Origin of the sequence: Rhizobium sp. Leaf341, assembly GCF_001424325.1 — a bacterium.
Lineage (GTDB): Bacteria > Pseudomonadota > Alphaproteobacteria > Rhizobiales > Rhizobiaceae > Ferranicluibacter.
This window is the reverse complement of the sequence record NZ_LMPE01000016.1, coordinates 47,389-63,193: the sequence shown is the minus strand read 5'-3', so window position 1 is coordinate 63,193 and position 15,805 is coordinate 47,389. Positions and strand designations below refer to the sequence as shown.

General features: G+C 64.2%; 16 protein-coding genes and 2 tRNA genes. 7 read left to right on the top strand and 11 right to left on the bottom strand.

Annotated features, from left to right (window positions below):
- A partial coding sequence (locus tag ASG03_RS21715) for a hypothetical protein (RefSeq protein ID WP_200934721.1) occupies nt 1-238 on the bottom strand: 238 nt, incomplete at its 3' end.
- A 190-nt stretch (nt 239-428) separates the two neighbouring features.
- Entirely contained in the window at nt 429-869 is a 441-nt protein-coding gene (locus ASG03_RS19750) for a VOC family protein (protein WP_062468026.1), read from the bottom strand.
- Nucleotides 870-1,065: 196 nt separating this feature from the next.
- Here ASG03_RS19750 and ASG03_RS19745 point away from each other — a divergent pair, with 196 nt between their 5' ends.
- Nucleotides 1,066-1,644 (top strand): cold-shock protein, encoded by a 579-nt coding sequence (locus ASG03_RS19745; protein WP_062468024.1) that lies wholly within the window; start codon nt 1,066-1,068, stop codon nt 1,642-1,644.
- Between the two features lie 10 nt (nt 1,645-1,654).
- Nucleotides 1,655-2,143: a DUF192 domain-containing protein gene (locus ASG03_RS19740; protein ID WP_062695415.1), complete on the top strand. Its 489-nt coding sequence runs from the start codon at nt 1,655-1,657 to the stop codon at nt 2,141-2,143.
- An 87-nt stretch (nt 2,144-2,230) separates the two neighbouring features.
- Here ASG03_RS19740 and ASG03_RS19735 read toward each other — a convergent pair.
- Together ASG03_RS19735 and ASG03_RS19730 are read right to left on the bottom strand one after the other, a co-directional pair.
- Nucleotides 2,231-2,307: transfer RNA gene (locus tag ASG03_RS19735), tRNA-Arg, on the bottom strand.
- Between the two features lie 48 nt (nt 2,308-2,355).
- Nucleotides 2,356-2,661 carry an ETC complex I subunit gene (locus ASG03_RS19730; protein ID WP_062468020.1) on the bottom strand — a complete coding sequence of 102 codons (306 nt, stop codon included), beginning with the start codon at nt 2,659-2,661 and terminating at the stop codon, nt 2,356-2,358.
- A gap of 198 nt (nt 2,662-2,859) precedes the next feature.
- On the opposite strand from ASG03_RS19730, the gene ASG03_RS19725 reads away from it, so the two are divergent.
- Nucleotides 2,860-2,936: transfer RNA gene (locus tag ASG03_RS19725), tRNA-Pro, on the top strand.
- A 411-nt stretch (nt 2,937-3,347) separates the two neighbouring features.
- Nucleotides 3,348-4,442: a hypothetical protein gene (locus ASG03_RS19720; protein WP_062695413.1), complete on the top strand. Its 1,095-nt coding sequence runs from the start codon at nt 3,348-3,350 to the stop codon at nt 4,440-4,442.
- A 27-nt stretch (nt 4,443-4,469) separates the two neighbouring features.
- On the opposite strand, the gene ASG03_RS19715 is transcribed toward ASG03_RS19720, so the two are convergent.
- Nucleotides 4,470-5,867, bottom strand: coding sequence for an aminotransferase-like domain-containing protein (locus ASG03_RS19715; protein WP_244475335.1), 1,398 nt, complete (start codon nt 5,865-5,867; stop codon nt 4,470-4,472).
- Nucleotides 5,868-5,997: 130 nt separating this feature from the next.
- On the opposite strand from ASG03_RS19715, the gene ASG03_RS19710 reads away from it, so the two are divergent.
- Nucleotides 5,998-6,861: a DMT family transporter gene (locus tag ASG03_RS19710; RefSeq protein WP_062695408.1), complete on the top strand. Its 864-nt coding sequence runs from the start codon at nt 5,998-6,000 to the stop codon at nt 6,859-6,861.
- A gap of 29 nt (nt 6,862-6,890) precedes the next feature.
- Here the strand turns inward: ASG03_RS19710 and ASG03_RS19705 are convergent, their stop codons facing one another.
- The 3 genes from ASG03_RS19705 to ASG03_RS19695 form a co-directional block, all read right to left on the bottom strand.
- A complete protein-coding gene (locus ASG03_RS19705; RefSeq protein WP_062695690.1) occupies nt 6,891-8,711 on the bottom strand; it encodes a methyl-accepting chemotaxis protein in 1,821 nt (606 codons plus the stop codon).
- Between the two features lie 195 nt (nt 8,712-8,906).
- On the bottom strand, nt 8,907-9,233 hold the full coding sequence (locus tag ASG03_RS19700) for a hypothetical protein (RefSeq protein WP_062695405.1): 327 nt from the start codon (nt 9,231-9,233) through the stop codon (nt 8,907-8,909).
- 31 nt (nt 9,234-9,264) lie between these two features.
- Nucleotides 9,265-10,932, bottom strand: a complete 1,668-nt coding sequence (locus ASG03_RS19695) for a hypothetical protein (RefSeq protein WP_062695403.1) — start codon at nt 10,930-10,932, stop codon at nt 9,265-9,267.
- 93 nt (nt 10,933-11,025) lie between these two features.
- Here ASG03_RS19695 and ASG03_RS19690 point away from each other — a divergent pair, with 93 nt between their 5' ends.
- Nucleotides 11,026-11,976, top strand: a complete 951-nt coding sequence (locus ASG03_RS19690) for a lysylphosphatidylglycerol synthase transmembrane domain-containing protein (RefSeq protein ID WP_082475878.1) — start codon at nt 11,026-11,028, stop codon at nt 11,974-11,976.
- Here ASG03_RS19690 and ASG03_RS19685 read toward each other — a convergent pair.
- The 3 genes from ASG03_RS19685 to ribA are packed head-to-tail and all read right to left on the bottom strand — an operon-like array spanning nt 11,955 to nt 14,622.
- Nucleotides 11,955-12,701 carry an FkbM family methyltransferase gene (locus tag ASG03_RS19685; RefSeq protein ID WP_062695401.1) on the bottom strand — a complete coding sequence of 249 codons (747 nt, stop codon included), beginning with the start codon at nt 12,699-12,701 and terminating at the stop codon, nt 11,955-11,957. The genes ASG03_RS19690 and ASG03_RS19685 overlap by 22 nt on opposite strands.
- Nucleotides 12,698-13,486, bottom strand: coding sequence for a CDP-alcohol phosphatidyltransferase family protein (locus tag ASG03_RS19680; protein WP_082475877.1), 789 nt, complete (start codon nt 13,484-13,486; stop codon nt 12,698-12,700). The genes ASG03_RS19685 and ASG03_RS19680 overlap by 4 nt, the downstream gene beginning before the upstream one ends.
- A gap of 29 nt (nt 13,487-13,515) precedes the next feature.
- Nucleotides 13,516-14,622: a GTP cyclohydrolase II RibA gene (gene ribA, locus ASG03_RS19675; protein ID WP_200934720.1), complete on the bottom strand. Its 1,107-nt coding sequence runs from the start codon at nt 14,620-14,622 to the stop codon at nt 13,516-13,518.
- A gap of 171 nt (nt 14,623-14,793) precedes the next feature.
- Between ribA and ASG03_RS19670 the strand changes: the two genes are divergently transcribed.
- On the top strand, nt 14,794-15,798 hold the full coding sequence (locus tag ASG03_RS19670; protein ID WP_062695399.1) for a zinc-dependent alcohol dehydrogenase: 1,005 nt from the start codon (nt 14,794-14,796) through the stop codon (nt 15,796-15,798).
- Nucleotides 15,799-15,805: the final 7 nt, after the last annotated feature.

The window sequence follows — 15,805 nt, the reverse complement described above, 5'->3', positions numbered from 1 at the left end:
GGGGGGCTTGCGGTGCTGCCGCGGTCGCTGCTGTCGCCTGGGCGACCGCCGGCGTTGCTGAGGTGGGTCCGGAGGCGACGACGGGCACGTCGGTCTCACCGATTTCGGGGGCGGCGACGCCTTCGACCAGCTGGTCGGCCACGGGTTTGCCGGTGACGCACCCCGTCAGCAGGCCTGCCGCCAGAACAGCAAGAGCCATATTGCCGAAATGTGGTTTGAACGAAGGGCCGTGTCGCAAGGCTGCATCTCCCGATCGCCGGCGAGGCGGGGGTCCGCGCCATCATGGCCGCTTCCCGGCGCCGCTCTGTCCCGGCCGATCTGTGGGGAGATCTATGCGCTGGCCCCGTTGCGTGGAGCTTGCGTCGTGACCCCGCGGCGCGGGCAAAAGCGCGCCGCAGGGTCGTGTTCCTTTATGTGGACGCTCTGGTTTACCAGGCGCCGGTATTCTCCATCGACGACCAGGGCTCCTGCGGGGCAAGCGCCGCGCCTTTCTGCAGGATTTCGATGGAAATGCCGTCTGGCGAGCGCACGAATGCCATGTTGCCGTCGCGGGGCGGGCGGTTGATCGTGACGCCCGCATCCATCAGCTTCTGGCAGATCGCGTAGATATCGTCGACTTCATAAGCGAGATGGCCGAAATTGCGCCCGCCCGTATAGTCTTCCGTATCCCAGTTGTAGGTCAGCTCGAGGCATGGCGAGAGGCGGGACTGCGCATGATCGATGTCGCCTGGCGCCGCCAGGAAGACGAGCGTAAAGCGCCCTTTTTCGTTCTCCGTCCGCCGCACTTCCTGCAGCCCGAACAGTGTCCCATAAAAATGCAGTGCCTGATCGAGGTCCTTGACCCGAACCATGGTGTGCAGATAGCGCATGATAACCCTCTTGCCTGTTGTTGAACCTCCTATCTAGCGCTGCGCCAGCCAGACACAAGGCTAGAGCCATAGCTTACCGATAGCGGCAAATTTCCTCCCGAGGGCTTGCCCAAAAGCGGCGGGTCAATGTTATCTTGATGCTCAAGAATCAGTTAACCGCAGCAATCGTGATGCGTATTCGAGGGGCTGGCAGATTATGGTGGACAGGATTTCGGCGAAAGATGTCGCACCAGATGAGGACTTCGGCGGAGACGCGCTGGATCTGATCGAGATCACCGGCGTCATCAAGTGGTTCGATGTTGCCAAGGGCTTCGGCTTCATCGTTCCCGACAACGGCATGCAGGACGTCCTGCTGCACGTGACCTGCCTGCGGCGCGACGGCTACCAGACGGTTCTGGAAGGTGCGCGCATCGTGGCGCTGATCCAGAAGCGTGATCGCGGATACCAGGCGTTCCGAATCCTGTCGATGGACCAGTCGACCGCCATTCATCCCTCGCAGCTGCCCCCCGTCAAGACGCATGTACAGGTCACGCCGACCAGCGGTCTCGAGCGCGTGCTCGTCAAATGGTTTAACCGCACCAAGGGCTTCGGCTTCCTGACGCGCGGTGACGGGACCGAGGATATCTTCATCCATATGGAAACCCTTCGGCGCTTCGGTCTGACCGAGCTTCGACCCGGGCAGACCGTACTCGTGCGGTTTGGGGATGGCGACAAGGGGCTGATGGCCGCAGAGATTCACCCCGACGTCCCGGCACCCACGGGCCGGGCGCATTGATGGGCAAGGGATGCTGAGCTTGCGGCAAGCCATCCGCGGCGCGCTCGTCGTGGTTGCCATCGCCACTGCTGGCGGCCCTGTCCAAGCGGCTGACGTCGCCTTCGACAAGGCGCCGCTGGCCATCAAGACACGCGATGGCAAGACGCACGGCTTTACCGTCGAGCTGGCGCTCACCAGCGACCAGCGCGCCCAAGGCCTGATGTTTCGCCGGGAGATGCCGGCCGATCACGGCATGCTGTTCGATTTCGCGCAGACGCGTCAGGTGATGATGTGGATGAAGAACACGTTCCTGCCGCTCGACATGTTGTTCGTGTCGAAAGACGGCAAGGTCGAAACGGTTCATGAGAATGCCGTTCCCCAATCCGAGGCGATCATCGACTCCCGCGTGCCCGTCGCCTATGTGATCGAACTCAACGCCGGCACGGCAAAGCGCTTGGCGATCACGCCGGGTGCCCGCGTGGAGATCCCCGCCAACCTTCCCGTCGCGAAACCGGACTGACCCGCCACCCGCTCGTCCCGCCGCCCTCACACTCCGTCGGACATGAAAAAGCCGTTACGGCGCGGTGCGGGATCAAATCAAGAAATTTGGCGACCCCTGCAGGGCTCGAACCTGCGACAACCTGCTTAGAAGGCAGGTGCTCTATCCAGCTGAGCTAAGGGGCCGGCGGCGCTGCGGATATGCAGCGCGAACGTGGCAGGCGATGAACGGCCTCAGTGCGTCCAGGGCTGCATGCGGCTGTAGCGGAAGTTGTCGCTGTAGGACACATTCTTCCGGGTCGGATCCTTCGGCGCGATCACGCGATATTCGATTCCGTTGCGCTCGGCATAGGCGACGGCCGCTTCCGCGCTTTCGAAGGTCAGCTTGACCTGCTGGCGCGTATCGGCCGAACTCGTATAGCCCATCATCGGATCGATCGTCCGGGGCGTTTCCTGGTCGAATTCGAGCACCCAAAGATTGGTCTTGGCCTTTCCGGACTGCATCGCGGTCTTGGCGGGACGATAAATCTTGGCGGACATTCCTCAGACTCCAAGCATGGAAAGGAACCGGCTCGACCGGCTTTCCCGTGACATAGCGCAGAACCACCGGAAACGGAATGACCTTGATGCAGGCGCGACCGAATTTTCCATCGGCAGCGGCGCCGGAGAATAAAGGCCGTCGCGCGGCTTTCGCCCTTGCGGCCCCGCCGTCCAGCGTGTATTGCCCGCTTATTGGCACGGAGTGTAGCGCAGCCTGGTAGCGCATCTGGTTTGGGACCAGAGGGTCGGGAGTTCGAATCTCTCCACTCCGACCAATCTTCCCACTCAAAGTCTTGCGGATCCGGGTTGCGCTTGCGCGTGGCATCTCAGCCTGTGGGCGTTTTGTGAGAGCCTGCCGGGCTTGGCGACGAGCCATGACGCGGCAGGTGGCGTCGTGGGGGTAGAGACCGGTCCGACGCTGCCTTGCATCGGGCAGGGCTCTGCTGCGCCTTGAAACGCACCCTGCACGCAGCCCCTCGTTGCATCTTTCGCCTATCGTGCGAGACCCCATCAGCCGAATCGCGCCATAAGCAGGTGCGCACACACCGGGTTCGGTCTTCGCCGTGCCCGACCTTCGCTGTGCCCAATTTTCGCTGTGCCCATGCCGAGCCTTATGGCGCCCTCGTCGTCCGGTGTCCTGTCGTGGAGACGGCAGGCTGCACGCGTTGATCTGAAAGGTCCTGGACTTGTCTGAACTTCTGCTTCCCCAACGCGCGCTGAAGCTGGCGCCGGATGCCGTATCCGCGCCGCGCGCCTATTACTGGTCGACACCCATCATCCTGGTGCTCGCCGTTTTCCTTCTCGTATGGGAAGGGCCGGGCGTGCTGCGCGATTTCACCATCAGCCAGAATCCTGTCGTCGTCGAGGACGGCGACGTCCAGAACGGCCGCTGCACGACGCGCAAGGCGGTCTTCACCGACTGCGAAGCCCGTCTTGTCTATCGCTATGACGGCCGGGACTACGCGACGGATGTGGAGATCATGTTCGTCGATTTTCATGTCGGCGACTACGAGACCGGCCTTGTCATTTCGGGCGATCATCCGGAGCTTGCGACCATCACCCTGGGGCTCGACAAGCTCTGGAACCGGATCATCACGCTTGCGCTCCTCACCCTCATTCTGGGTGGCCTCAGTGTCGGCATGATCTTCCTTCTTCTTCGGATCTGGCGCGTCCGCCGTGCGCTCCGCCGTCCCGCCATGCTGGTGCCGGTGCCCGTCGAAATCCAGGCGTTCGATCGCAAGGGCAAGACCCTTTCCATCACCTACGTCGACACGCTTGCCGACGACCGGACCAAGCGCTCTGCCTATACCCGCATGCACGACGGCGAAGAGCCCTTGATCGTGGGGACCAGAGGAGACAAGCCGGTCGCCCTGGCTGTCCGGCATGGGAAGACGGCACTGCCGGTCTTGCTCGATGACCGCCTGATGCGGATCGAGCTCACGGATGCGGAGCGCGCACAGGCGCTTCTGCCGTTCCGGCAAACGGAGGAGGCGCACGGCGGCCGCACGGTGCTGGTGGACGCGCCACGCAAGACCCGGTCGATCTGGTGGCGGCTGCAGGTCGCCCTTGGCGTGCCGCTGTTGATCGTCGTCGGGGTCATCGGCTTCTGGTTCTGGTATGTGCTGGCGTCCGACACGCAGTTCCAGTCGCCGGGCATGGACATCAACAACATGATGCCGGGTCCCGTGAACCGGTGGGGATGCGACCAGTTGCAGAAGCGCTTCGGCGACCAACGGGCGCCCTTTGGCTGTACGGCCAGCGATTACACCAGCTGGAAGTGACCCGACGCGCGTTGTGCTCTCGTTCCATCAAGCGATGTCCCGGCCGCGTTGCGCGGCCAGGGCATCCCGCAGGATGTCGAACACGGCAGGCGCCTGCATCTGCGCGACATTGAAGCGCATGAAGCTTCTCGCCGTTTGGGAGAGGCTGAAGGCGTTGCCCGGCGCAAGCACCAGACCGCGGCCGAGCGCCGCCCGCGCCACGTCGGTCGCGTCCATCTCGTCGGGAAGCCTGCACCAGAGAAACATGCCTGCCTGCGGATCGATCCAGGGCGTGATGCCGAGGCTCTTCAGGCGTACGGCACTGCTGTGCATGGCTTTTGCCAGCCGTTGGCGCAGCGTTTCCAGGTGCTTGCGATAGGATCCGTCGCTAAGGACGGCATAGACGAGTTCCGCCGTCAGCCGGCCCCCTCCGAATGTCGTCGCGATCTTCAGGTCGGTCAGGCTGTCGATCCATTCCGGCTTGGCAGCGATGAAGCCGCACCGGCCGGAGGCAGAGAGGGTTTTCGAGAAGCTGCCGATGTGAATGACCCGGTCAAACCCGTCGAAAGCCGCCAGCCGCGGGGCAGGGCTGTTCTCGAGATCGGCAAAGATGTCGTCCTCGATGATGATGACGTCGTTCGCTTCGGCGAGTTTGAGAACACGATGCGCCGCGACCGGCGACAGGATCGCGCCTGTCGGATTGTGGATCGCCGAATTGGTGATGTAGAGCCGCGGTCGTTGCTCTTCCACCACGCGCGCAAAGGCATCCGTATCGGGTCCGGACGGGGTATAGGGGACACCGACGATGCGGGCGCGGTGCGCGCGCAACAGGGCGTGAAAGTTGAAGTAACAGGGATCGTCCACCAGCACGGTGTCGCCGGGCTGCAGCAGCAGGCGACAGAGCATGTCGATCGCCTGGGTTCCGGACTCCATCAGCAGGATCTGGTCCGGAGACGCAGCAATGCCGCGCTCGGCCATGCGGTGGCCGATCAGGTTGCGAAGCGGCGTGAGGCCGAGTGGCGAACCATATTCGGAGAGGATCGGGTTTTGTGCGCGTGACAGGGTTCGCAGAGCCCTCCGCACGCTGTCCTCGGGCAGCCAGTCGGGTGGCAACCAGCCGCATCCCGGTTTCGCGTCGCCAGGCGCCGCCTCCAGCGACTGGCGCGAGACCCAGAAGGGATCGACCGCACGGTCGCGTTTCGGTCCGGCATCGGCGACCGAAAACGCCATGGCGGCACCGGCCTGCTGCGTGACGTAGAAGCCGGAGCCGGGGCGCGCGCAAAGAAGGCCTTCGCCGACCAGTCGGTCGTAGGCTTCCACCACCGTCGACGTCGAAACCTTGAGCACTGCCGCGAGCTTGCGGATCGATGGCAGCTTTCCGCCCGGCAGGAGCGCACGGCCCGCGATCCGCTGGCGGACCGTCTCCATCACCATCGTGGTTGCCATCGGCACGCGCCCCATCGTCTCGATCCGTATTGGTTGATGTCCACAACAGTTTGGACAAACTGTCGGCAACCGTTTCTGGCACTTCCGTGAGAGCGGGTCAATAAACGGGAATATCGAGAAGGGGTGCAGGATGGAGCGGGCAACGGCCGGATGGCTGAACGGAATGGTTGGCGTGGTGATCTTCAGCGGATCGCTTCCTGCGACGCGTGTTGCCGTCATGCAGTTCGATCCGGTGTTCCTCACGGTCGCGCGGGCGGCGATCGCGGGTCTCCTCGCGCTTGTCCTCCTGGTGCTCTCGCGCCAGAGATGGCCGACGCCGCGTGAGATCGCGTCGCTCTCGATCGTTGCGCTCGGCGTTGTCGTCGGCTTTCCCCTCCTGACCGCGCTCGCCCTCCAGCATGTCACCTCGGCGCATTCGATCGTTTTCATCGGCCTGCTGCCGCTCGCGACGGCCGTCTTCGGAGTCCTTCGCGGGGGCGATCGTCCGAAACCGGTCTTCTGGATCTTCTCCCTGCTCGGAAGCACGGCGGTGGTCAGCTACGCCTTTGCGCAGGGCGTCCGCGCATCCTCCTTCGGCGATCTCTTGATGCTCCTTGCCATCATCGTCTGTGGTCTCGGATACGCCGAAGGCGGGAAGCTCTCGCGGACCCTTGGCGGTTGGCAGGTCATTTCGTGGGCTCTGGTTCTCTCGCTGCCGCCCATGCTTTGCATCGCCCTCTTCACCATGCCGGCCAGCTTCGCCGGGATTGCGCTTCCCGCGTTTCTCGGGCTCGCCTACGTCTCGGTCTTCAGCATGCTCATCGGCTTCATCTTCTGGTATCGCGGCCTTGCGCAGGGTGGCATCGCCGCTGTCGGACAGCTGCAATTGCTGCAGCCCTTCCTCGCATTGGCGCTCGCGGCAACACTTCTGCACGAGCCGGTCACGCCGGGCATGCTCGGCATGACGGTCTGCGTCATTCTCTGCGTCATCGGCGCCCGCCGGTTCGGGCGCTAGAGAGAGCAAGCCGGCCCGCGGCTGCCATGCTAGGCGGCCCGATGCCGAACCGGTCGCGCCGCTGCGCCGTCGGATCGACCGGGATTGAGCTGGAAGCGGCCAACGATGGCGGACAGCAGGCTGGCATCGGAGGCGAGGCTGCCGCTGATGGCGGTCGTCTCCTCGACCATGGCCGCGTTCTTCTGGGTCATCTGGTCGATCGCGTTGACCGCCGTGCTGATCTCGAGCAAGCCGACGGACTGCTCTTTCGATGCCGTGGTGATTGCTTCGACCTTGGCATCGATCTCGGTCACATAATGCGCAATCTCCGCCAGCGCGCGACCCGCCTGATCCACGAGCTGAACGCCGTTCGAGACATCGCTCGAGGATGTGCGCACCAGCGCATTGATGTCCTTGGCGGCGGCGGCGGAGCGTTGCGCGAGTTCCCGGACCTCCTGCGCCACGACGGCAAAGCCTCGCCCGGCCTCTCCGGCGCGTGCGGCCTCGACCCCGGCATTGAGCGCCAGCAGATTGGTTTGGAAGGCGATCTCGTCGATCACATGGATGATCTGGCCGATCTGCTGCGAGGACGTGTCGATCCGTCGCATGGCGTCGACCGCATCGCGGACCACCTGGCCGGATGATGTCGCGCTGCGATTGGCGGCACCGACGAGGCTGCGCGTTTCCGCAGCGCGGTCGGCTGACGATCGGACCGTGGCGGTCACCTCGTCCAGCGCCGCCGATGTCTGTTCGAGCGCAGCGGCTTGCTGTTCCGTGCGCTTGGAAAGTTCGTCCGCCGCCTGATGCATTTCGCGCGCATTGCCCGAAAGTTCGGACGTCTTGCCGAGAACCTGCTCCAGTGTCAGCTGGAAGGTGGCCAGAGACTGATTGAAGTCGAGGCGAAGCGGCTCGAAACGGTTTGCGAAGGGGTGATCGAGGTGGTTGCGGATATTGCACTCCGCCAGTCGCCCGAGCCCGGCGCCGAGCGTCTCCACGACGTAACGCAATTCTTCGGCCTCCCGTTCGCGGCTGCGCTGCTGATCCAGCCGCTCCGCATCCGACTGCGAGCGGTCGCGATCCGCCGTCTCGCGCATGCGTTGGCGCTCCCGCGCGCCGGCTTGGAACACCGCGAGCGCGCGGGACATCGCACCGATCTCGTCGGTGCGCGTGGCGAACGGAATTTCAGCCGCATAATTGCCGCCGGAGAGCACGTTCATCGCGCTGCCGATCTCGACGAGCGGTCGGATCGCACGGCGGCGCACGAACCATAGCCCGGCAAGAAAGATGAGGACCGACGCGCCGCTGCTGAGCGCTCCGATCATCGTATAGGTCGTGCCGGTAAGGTCGGCATCCGCGACCGAGGTCTCGAGCCTGCCGCTTGCCAGCTCGGCGAAGGCCCGAACGTGTGCGTCGTGGCGATAGAACGCGTCCATGACCGGCTGCAGGTCGGCGGCTTCGCCGTTCGCCTTGGCCTCCTCGAAGGCCGTCGCCACCGCCCAGAAGGCCTCGCCGCTCGCAACGACCTGCTCGGCCAGTCCGTCGGCGAGTTTCGGGTCGAGATGCGCCGTTGCCCAGAAGTCCCTGCGCGTTTCAAACTCGTGCTTCAGCGCCTTCATCTTCTGGAGGTTGGAGGCCGCACGTTCCGGATGCGCCATCGTCTCGTTGGCGAGCATGTAGGCTTCCAGCGTGTAGAGCGGGGGCGGCAGGATGTCGGCGATCACGTCTTTCCCGTTCGCAATCTCGGCATAGACCGGTCCGCCGACCTTCAGCGTCTGCAAAGCCATGGTCTGCAGGCCGATGGATGCGACGAGGCCGCTGGTTACAACCACGCCAAAGAGTGCGAGCAGGCGCGAAATCGTCAAGCTTGGCATGAGACCCTCCAGGTCATGCATGCACGTGCGCGATCCGCCGTTCAGCATGCTGGCGACAAGTGATGGTCTGCGCCGGCTAAGAACTCGTAAATTCGGCCCGGTTTTTATCCTAATTTTGGGGTTGGCTTACAATTGCAAAGGAAGGTTGGCGGGCATGCATTCGACAGACCGTATCAGTTGCGAGAATGTGCCCGATCAAGCATCCGAGGTGAGGTCGGCATGCCACGCAGCATAGGGCGTGTTCCGTACGAGGTGCCGATTGTAGTCCGGTTCACCGTCCGTCCACCAGACCGGGCCGCGTTCGCCCAGAGCCGTCTTTGCCGCATCGACCCGCGCCCGCGCCTGTCGCGTCTGGTCGGGTTCTCCGCGCGCGTCGCGAATGGCGCGTCGCGCCGCCATCAGTTCGGAGACGAGGGTCACACGCTCGCTCACCGGGATGTCAGGATTGCTCGTTCGCCACAAGCGCCCGCGAACAACGAAATACCGGCCGTCCGGCGTATGGGGATGGGGCTCGGTCAACATCCGCTCCAGTCTCTCTCCGTCCCGCAACGGTTCAAGGCAGAGGCCGGTTCCCGGCCAAAGCGGGCGGGCTCAGCGTGTCGGCCAGCAGATCACGCATCTGGCTCATCGGGATCTCGCCCCCGGTCGCCGATGGAGCAAGGCCATCGCCGAACCCGTGCTGCCTGAACTGGTCGATGACGGCCTGGTCCCGGCTGATGACATGGAGCGGCACGGCGCGCGAGGCATTGGCGCCGGTGATGATGTTTGCCGGCTGATGGTCGCCGATGATGAGAAACAGCGCATCGCCACCGTAGCGGCTGATATAGTCGCCGAGCGTTTCCAGTGCGTAATCCACCGTGCGGATGTAGTGGTCCTGAATCTTCGCCGGATCGGCCCAGACCTCGGTCGGCGTCTCATCGGCGGTCGCCTGATCGTTGAAGGCCGATCCATCGCCGACGGCGGTCCAGTCGATCAGATGGGGAACGGGGGTCCAGGGCGCGTGGCTGGAGATCAATGCGATCTCGGCCATGACGGGCTTTCGGTCCGACCCGTCACGGACAAGGCGATGGAACGCGGAAAGCGTGAACTGGTCCGGCATCGTCACCCAATTGAAGGGTTTTCCGCGGTAGCCGAGGTCTTTTGCGGCAAGAATGCGGTCGTAGCCGTACCAGGCCGCCTCGGGCCAATCCATCGTGATGGCCGGCATCACCGCGACGCTTTGCCAGCCGGCAGCGGAAAACTGCCGGTTGAGGCTGGTTCGATCGCTGGTCATCAGGCGGTCGTAGCGCAGCTGGCTGTCGATCCAGAGGCCCGACACGAAGGTGCCGTGGGCAAGCCAGCTGAGGCCCGCCACCGTCGGCGAGCCGATCCACCGACTGGCCGTCGAGAAGCCGGCATCACCCAGTTGTCGGGTCATCTCATCGAGCCGCCGGTCGATCCGTGGTGCGTAGCGGGGATCCTCGATCGCGCTTCTGCCATAGGACTCGACGAAGATCAGGACGACATCGCGTCCGGCGACGGCGGCAAAATTCGGCGCTGCCCCCCTTCGGGGATCGACGCGCCGAAGCTCTGCGTCGAAGCGCCGGGTATCCTCGACCGACCGGGCGATCAGGCCGACGCGATCGGAGAGGTAGCTTGCCGAACTGGACGTAAAGCGCGGAAATGGCAGATGCTCGACCAAGGCCGGCCGTGCGACCGCAAGGCCTCCAAGCGCCGCAACCATCAGGAGCGGCAGGCCAAGCATCATGCGCGATCGTCCGGACAGCGATGCGGTGACCCTCATGCTGCGGCCGAGCAGGCCGAGAATGAGGAGGAAGACGGAGAGAATGGCGAGGCAGACGATCAGCGCGGCACCTCCGCCAAGCGTGCCCGACAGGAGGTTCCAGCCGTCCCGGAGCATCTTGCCGTCGAGATAGGGATTGAACGAACGCTGAAAGGCCGACTGCGTGCCAAGATCGGCAAGCTTCAGGAAGAGGAGGACGCCGAGGACGATGACCGCGAGGACAATGATGGGCGACCTCATCCGCCGGGGCATGACCAGCAGGAGGAGGCCGAGCAGGACCGCGTCCAGCGGAATTCTCAGAAACGCCGAGAGACCGATCGCATCCGGACGATCGGGCAGGTTAAGGATGGTACCGGCAATGACCACGAACAGCAGGAACCACAGGATGGCGAACCGGGGTCGTGGGGAAAGGGATGGACGGCCAGTCGGGTGATTCATTGGTCGGATCCAGTTGCGTGTCCGTTGCGTAGAGATTCGGATAGATTGTGTTCTCGGCTGCCAACCCGCTTGCCGTGCGCGAAAGGCCTCCTCTTGCTGCTTTTCAGATTTGCCACCGGGATCCTGTTGATCGGCGTTCTCGCCGCCTTGCTCCTCAACGTGGATATCTCCGCGGTCCTGTCGGCGCTGAACAAGGTATCGCCGGGACATCTGATGGCCGGCCTGGTCCTGGTGCAGGTGCAGATTGTCGTCTCGGCAGTCCGATGGCAATTCACGGCTCGGCGATTGTCCTTCTCGCTGTCGTTTCTGCATGCCGTCCGTGAATATTACGTGGCAACGGCCGTCAATCAGCTCGCGCCCGGCGGCATCGCCGGCGATGCGCTGCGGGCCTTTCGGCTCCGCCATGGTCAGTCCGGCGGCTTGAAGCGATCGGCGAAAACGGTCGTGTTCGAACGTCTATCCGGTCAACTGTCCTTCTTCCTGCTCTTTGCCGCGGGCGTATTCTTCTGGCCGCTCTTGCCCGGCGGAAGTGCGATGCCGGGCGGGATGCTGCTGCCGGCGGCGATCGGCCTTGCGGGTACGATGGCGGTTCTGGTCGTGGTCGTCATGCGCTACCGCGGGTTCGGCCGCGAGCTCGGCGCCGTCTTCGTGCGGCACTATGCCTGGGCGGTCCAGGCGAGCCTGAGCATCACCGTGGTGCTCGCCTATGTCGCGCTGTTCATGCTGGCGTCGCATGCCGTCGGTGCGCCATTGCCCCCCGTGTCCGCGCTGACCATCGTGCCGGCCAGTCTTCTCGTCATGCTTGTTCCCACAGGACTTGGAGGCTGGGGTACGCGCGAGGCCGCCGCCGCGGCGCTCTGGCCTCTTGCCGGTTATGGTGCAGCCGATGGTGTCGCGGCGAGCCTTGTCTACGGAGCTCTCGCGCTTGTCGGCGCGCTGCCCGGCATCGCCATTCTCCTGCTGACGAGAGGCTTGTCGGAAACTCCGGTCGCCGGCAACGCGGCGCAGACAGAGACAGCCGGTCACGATGAAAGCCGGGCGTAGATATCGCCGGAGCGCGCCGAGGTCGGCAGGTGGAGAAGGATGTCGCGAAGCGCCCGTGCGGTCAGCCATTGCCCATGGACGAAGTGCTGCTGTTCGCCAAGGACGCGATTGTACCGATAGTCGCCGAGTTCGCAGACGGCGTCGAGGGCCTGCAGGGCAAGGTCCGGCATGGCCGGAAGATACTCGAAGGCGATCCATGGAATGGGGTGCGACAGGCCTCCGATGATCTCGGCTTCGGCACCCTCGACGTCGATCTTGCAAAAGGCGGGACGACCGTATCGGGCGATCAGTCCGTCCAGCGTCACCATGGGAACCCTGATCGTCTGATCCCAGATGACCGCTTCGAAACCATGCACCGTTTTCGCCTTGGCAAGGAAATCCGGGGAAATGCTGGTCACGGTCGGATGACGGCTCGAGATTCGCAGATCGATCTCACCCGCCTGTCGGCCGACGGCGACGCGTTCCAGGCCTTCGAGCCGCGGCAGAAAATGCGTCTGGAGGAAGTCGGCAAAGATCGGTTGGGGCTCGACCGCCACGACCCGCGCGCCTGCCGCCAGCAGCGCCCGGCTGCGACTGCCGACATGCGCCCCGATGTCGAACACGAGATCGCCGGGTTCGATCAGCTGGCCGTAGAAACGTTTCAAGCGGGAGCGCTGCCACGGCCTGCCGTAGTAGACCACCAGCGAACGGGCCAGTCCGAGCGACGTTGCAAGGGAGCGGCTCACACGGTCTCTCCACGGCGCGCCATCAGGTACCGAACATCGACGAAGAACGAAGAGACCAGCAGGGCGAGGCCAACGGCACACAATGCGCCCGAGACGGGCTGCGAGACGATGGGCAGCAGGACGCCGCACAATGTCGCGACCTGAATGACGCACACCAGTTTGCGCCGAAACGACACGCGCAGCGATTTGGTCATCCAGGGAAACGGCCATTGCGCAAGCACGAAGGCATAGCGCAGCAGACCAATGAGCAGCACCCAGGGCCCCGCCTTTTCGAGGACGAGGGCGGCGACTGAGAGGACAAGAATCAGAAACGCGTCCAGCTCCATGTCGAACCGTGCTCCGAAGGCCGACTCTTGGCGATACCTCCGGGCGAGATAGCCGTCGACGCCATCAAGGAGGAGCGCCAACATCACCGTGGCGGCGGTCGCCCAAATGAGGTTTTCGTTCTGCTGCTCGCCAAACGCACCGGAAGACAGGACGATCGCGCACACGAGACTGATCATGCCGGCTCGGAGAGACGTGATGAGATTGGCCCAGCCGAAGCGCGGGTGGGCATGAAAGGGCAGGGCGCGGAGCACGAGGGCACAGATGGCGGCGAGCACCAGGCCGGCGACCACGGGAACATGATGCTCGATCGGCAGGGCGGCGGCAGCAGCGTACCAGCTCATCGCCGAAGCGAAATAGACGATCGCCAGGACTGTCACGCTATTGGCAAGCAGCCCATCGGGTGGAGCAGCGCCTCTACGCTCCGGTGCTCCATGATCTCCCTCGTCGATCGTCGCCATCGCGTCTCCTCCCGCGCCCATCGCCGCACCTATTCGGCAGCAACGAGCGTCTCGATGTCCAGCATATGCCCGGCACGCAGCGCCTTCGTGCGCAGGTAACGTTCGTTTTCGTTCGTCACCTGTCCCGTTACCTCTGCCCGCGAGTGAACGATGATACCCCCATCCTGCAAGGCCGCAATCTTGGTCGGATTGTTCGTGAAGACGATGACCTCGGAGATGGACAGAAGCCGGAGGATGGCGAGGGCCGCCTCGTAGCGGCGATGGTCGTCGCCAAGCCCGAGTTCGGCATCGGCGTCGATGGTATCGAGGCCGGCGTGTTGGTAGCCATAGGCGCGCATCTTGGCGCCGATTCCGGTGCCGCGCCCTTCCTGGTCGAGATAGACCAGCACGCCGCCGCCGCTCTGCTTCAGAAGATCGAGCCCATTGCGCAGTTGGTCGCCGCAATCGCATTTCAGCGAGCCGCAGAGGTCCCCGGTGATGCAGGACGAGTGTATCCGGACCGGGACCGGCTTGGCCATATCCGGGTTGCCGACGATGATCGCCACCTGATCCTTTTGCGCAAGCCCGCCCCGGAAAATGACGAACTCGCAGTCGCCGTAGTCTCTTGAGGGAACGCGCGTTCTCGCGACCTGCTGGAACGTCTGCCGGGCGACGGACGATTGCTGGAGCCGCGAGACATGCAGGCTGCAGCAGGCGCTGAAGAGGGGCTTTCTGTTTGTCACATCGGCGATGATCATGGCCGGCAGCAGGAGGGCCGTTCTCGCTAGGTCGGCCGATCGGGAGTCGAGTTCAGGGGCCGCCGTCCAGGTTTCCGGACGTTTCGCCCGAAGCGTGTAGGCGAGCCGGGAAGCATCGTCGAAACCCACGTCGGAGAGAGGGATTGCGATGTCCGTCCCGGACCGGATGCCGAGCCTTCCGGCGCGCGCGCGCGTCAGGAGCAAGCTGTGCGAGGACTCCACGACACGCGCGAACGTGCCGTAGACAGCGGGCGTAACCGCATCGAGCGCCAGCACGGCGAGGCTGCGCCGGTCGTCTTCGAGAAGCACCGGCCGGCCGAATCGCAGCTCGGACACCGCACGTTCGACATCGGCAGCAGGATCTGAAAAGTCTTTGGCAAAGGGGCTTGGATACGGCACGACAATCTCCCTGATGAAAGTGCCCGCGCTACGGCCTGCCTGACAAAACGGATTGCGAGGGGCCTGTAAACTAATAGTGATATGTCCTTGTCCGTGCGTTTGCACGGCTGCCCTCTAGATGCGATGTGCCATTCGAAACACCTTTGTCGACCTGCCAGCCTGAAGGAAGCCATGACCAATCCGACGCAGCCGAAGGACGTGCCCGCGAGCCGACCGGCAGCGCGCGCTCTGTGGTTCCCCGAGCGTGGCGCGTGCCACATCCGGGAGGAAGCACTTCCTGACCTCGGGAGCGGCGACGTCCTCGTCCGCAGTCTCTATTCGGGTATCAGCCGGGGCACGGAAGCCACCGTGTTCCAGGGTCTGGTGCCGCGATCGGAATACGACCGGATGCGCGCACCCTTCATGGCGGGTGATTTTCCGTTTCCGGTCAAGTACGGCTACTGTTCCGTCGGCGAGGTGATCGAGGGCGGCACAATGCACAGGGGCACCCGCGTCTTCTGCCTTTACCCCCATCAGGACTGCTTCATCGTGCCCAAGATGGCACTCGTCAGTCTGCCGCCGGATCTGTCGCCGGGCCGGGCGGTTCTCGCAGCCAATATGGAAACGGCTCTGAACATCCTCTGGGATGCGGAGGTACGCCCGGGCGACCGCGTTGCCGTCTTCGGCGCAGGCGTCGTCGGCGCTCTGACGGCCTATCTCGCGACCGGCATACCCGGCACGGAAACACAGCTGATCGACACCAATCCCGAACGCGCGGCGCTTGCCGAACGACTGGGCCTCTCCTTCGCGCCGCCCGGCGCGTTGAAAGGCGAATACGATGTCCTGATCAACGCATCCGGGAGGCCGGAAGCGCTGTCGAGCGCGATCGATCATGCCGGGCTCGAGGGGCGCATCGTCGAGGCCAGCTGGTATGGCGAGCGCCAGGCGACGCTGTCGCTGGGCGGGGCGTTTCACTCGCGGCGGCTCTCCATCAAGAGTTCGCAGGTGGGGCATGTCCCGGCGAGCCAGCAGGCACGGTGGCCGCTCGCGCGCCGTCTCGCCAAGGCGCTGGATCTGCTCGGCGACCCGCGCCTCGACGCGCTGATTTCGGGCGAGACGGCCTTTCCTGATCTGCCGGATCACTATCCGCGTATCCTCCAGGCAACCTCCACGCTCTGTCATCGCGTGCGCTACTGACAAGGAA

What these genes read in the sequence shown, in the direction of transcription:
- ASG03_RS19750 (WP_062468026.1), bottom strand. Translation starts at nt 869, where the DNA reads ATGCGCTATCTGCACACCATGGTTCGGGTCAAGGACCTCGATCAGGCA.
- ASG03_RS19745 (WP_062468024.1), top strand. Translation starts at nt 1,066, where the DNA reads ATGGTGGACAGGATTTCGGCGAAAGATGTCGCACCAGATGAGGACTTC.
- ASG03_RS19740 (WP_062695415.1), top strand. Translation starts at nt 1,655, where the DNA reads ATGCTGAGCTTGCGGCAAGCCATCCGCGGCGCGCTCGTCGTGGTTGCC.
- ASG03_RS19730 (WP_062468020.1), bottom strand. Translation starts at nt 2,661, where the DNA reads ATGTCCGCCAAGATTTATCGTCCCGCCAAGACCGCGATGCAGTCCGGA.
- ASG03_RS19715 (WP_244475335.1), bottom strand. Translation starts at nt 5,867, where the DNA reads ATGGCAACCACGATGGTGATGGAGACGGTCCGCCAGCGGATCGCGGGC.
- ASG03_RS19710 (WP_062695408.1), top strand. Translation starts at nt 5,998, where the DNA reads ATGGAGCGGGCAACGGCCGGATGGCTGAACGGAATGGTTGGCGTGGTG.
- ASG03_RS19705 (WP_062695690.1), bottom strand. Translation starts at nt 8,711, where the DNA reads ATGCCAAGCTTGACGATTTCGCGCCTGCTCGCACTCTTTGGCGTGGTT.
- ASG03_RS19700 (WP_062695405.1), bottom strand. Translation starts at nt 9,233, where the DNA reads ATGTTGACCGAGCCCCATCCCCATACGCCGGACGGCCGGTATTTCGTT.
- ASG03_RS19695 (WP_062695403.1), bottom strand. Translation starts at nt 10,932, where the DNA reads ATGAATCACCCGACTGGCCGTCCATCCCTTTCCCCACGACCCCGGTTC.
- ASG03_RS19680 (WP_082475877.1), bottom strand. Translation starts at nt 13,486, where the DNA reads ATGGCGACGATCGACGAGGGAGATCATGGAGCACCGGAGCGTAGAGGC.
- ASG03_RS19670 (WP_062695399.1), top strand. Translation starts at nt 14,794, where the DNA reads ATGACCAATCCGACGCAGCCGAAGGACGTGCCCGCGAGCCGACCGGCA.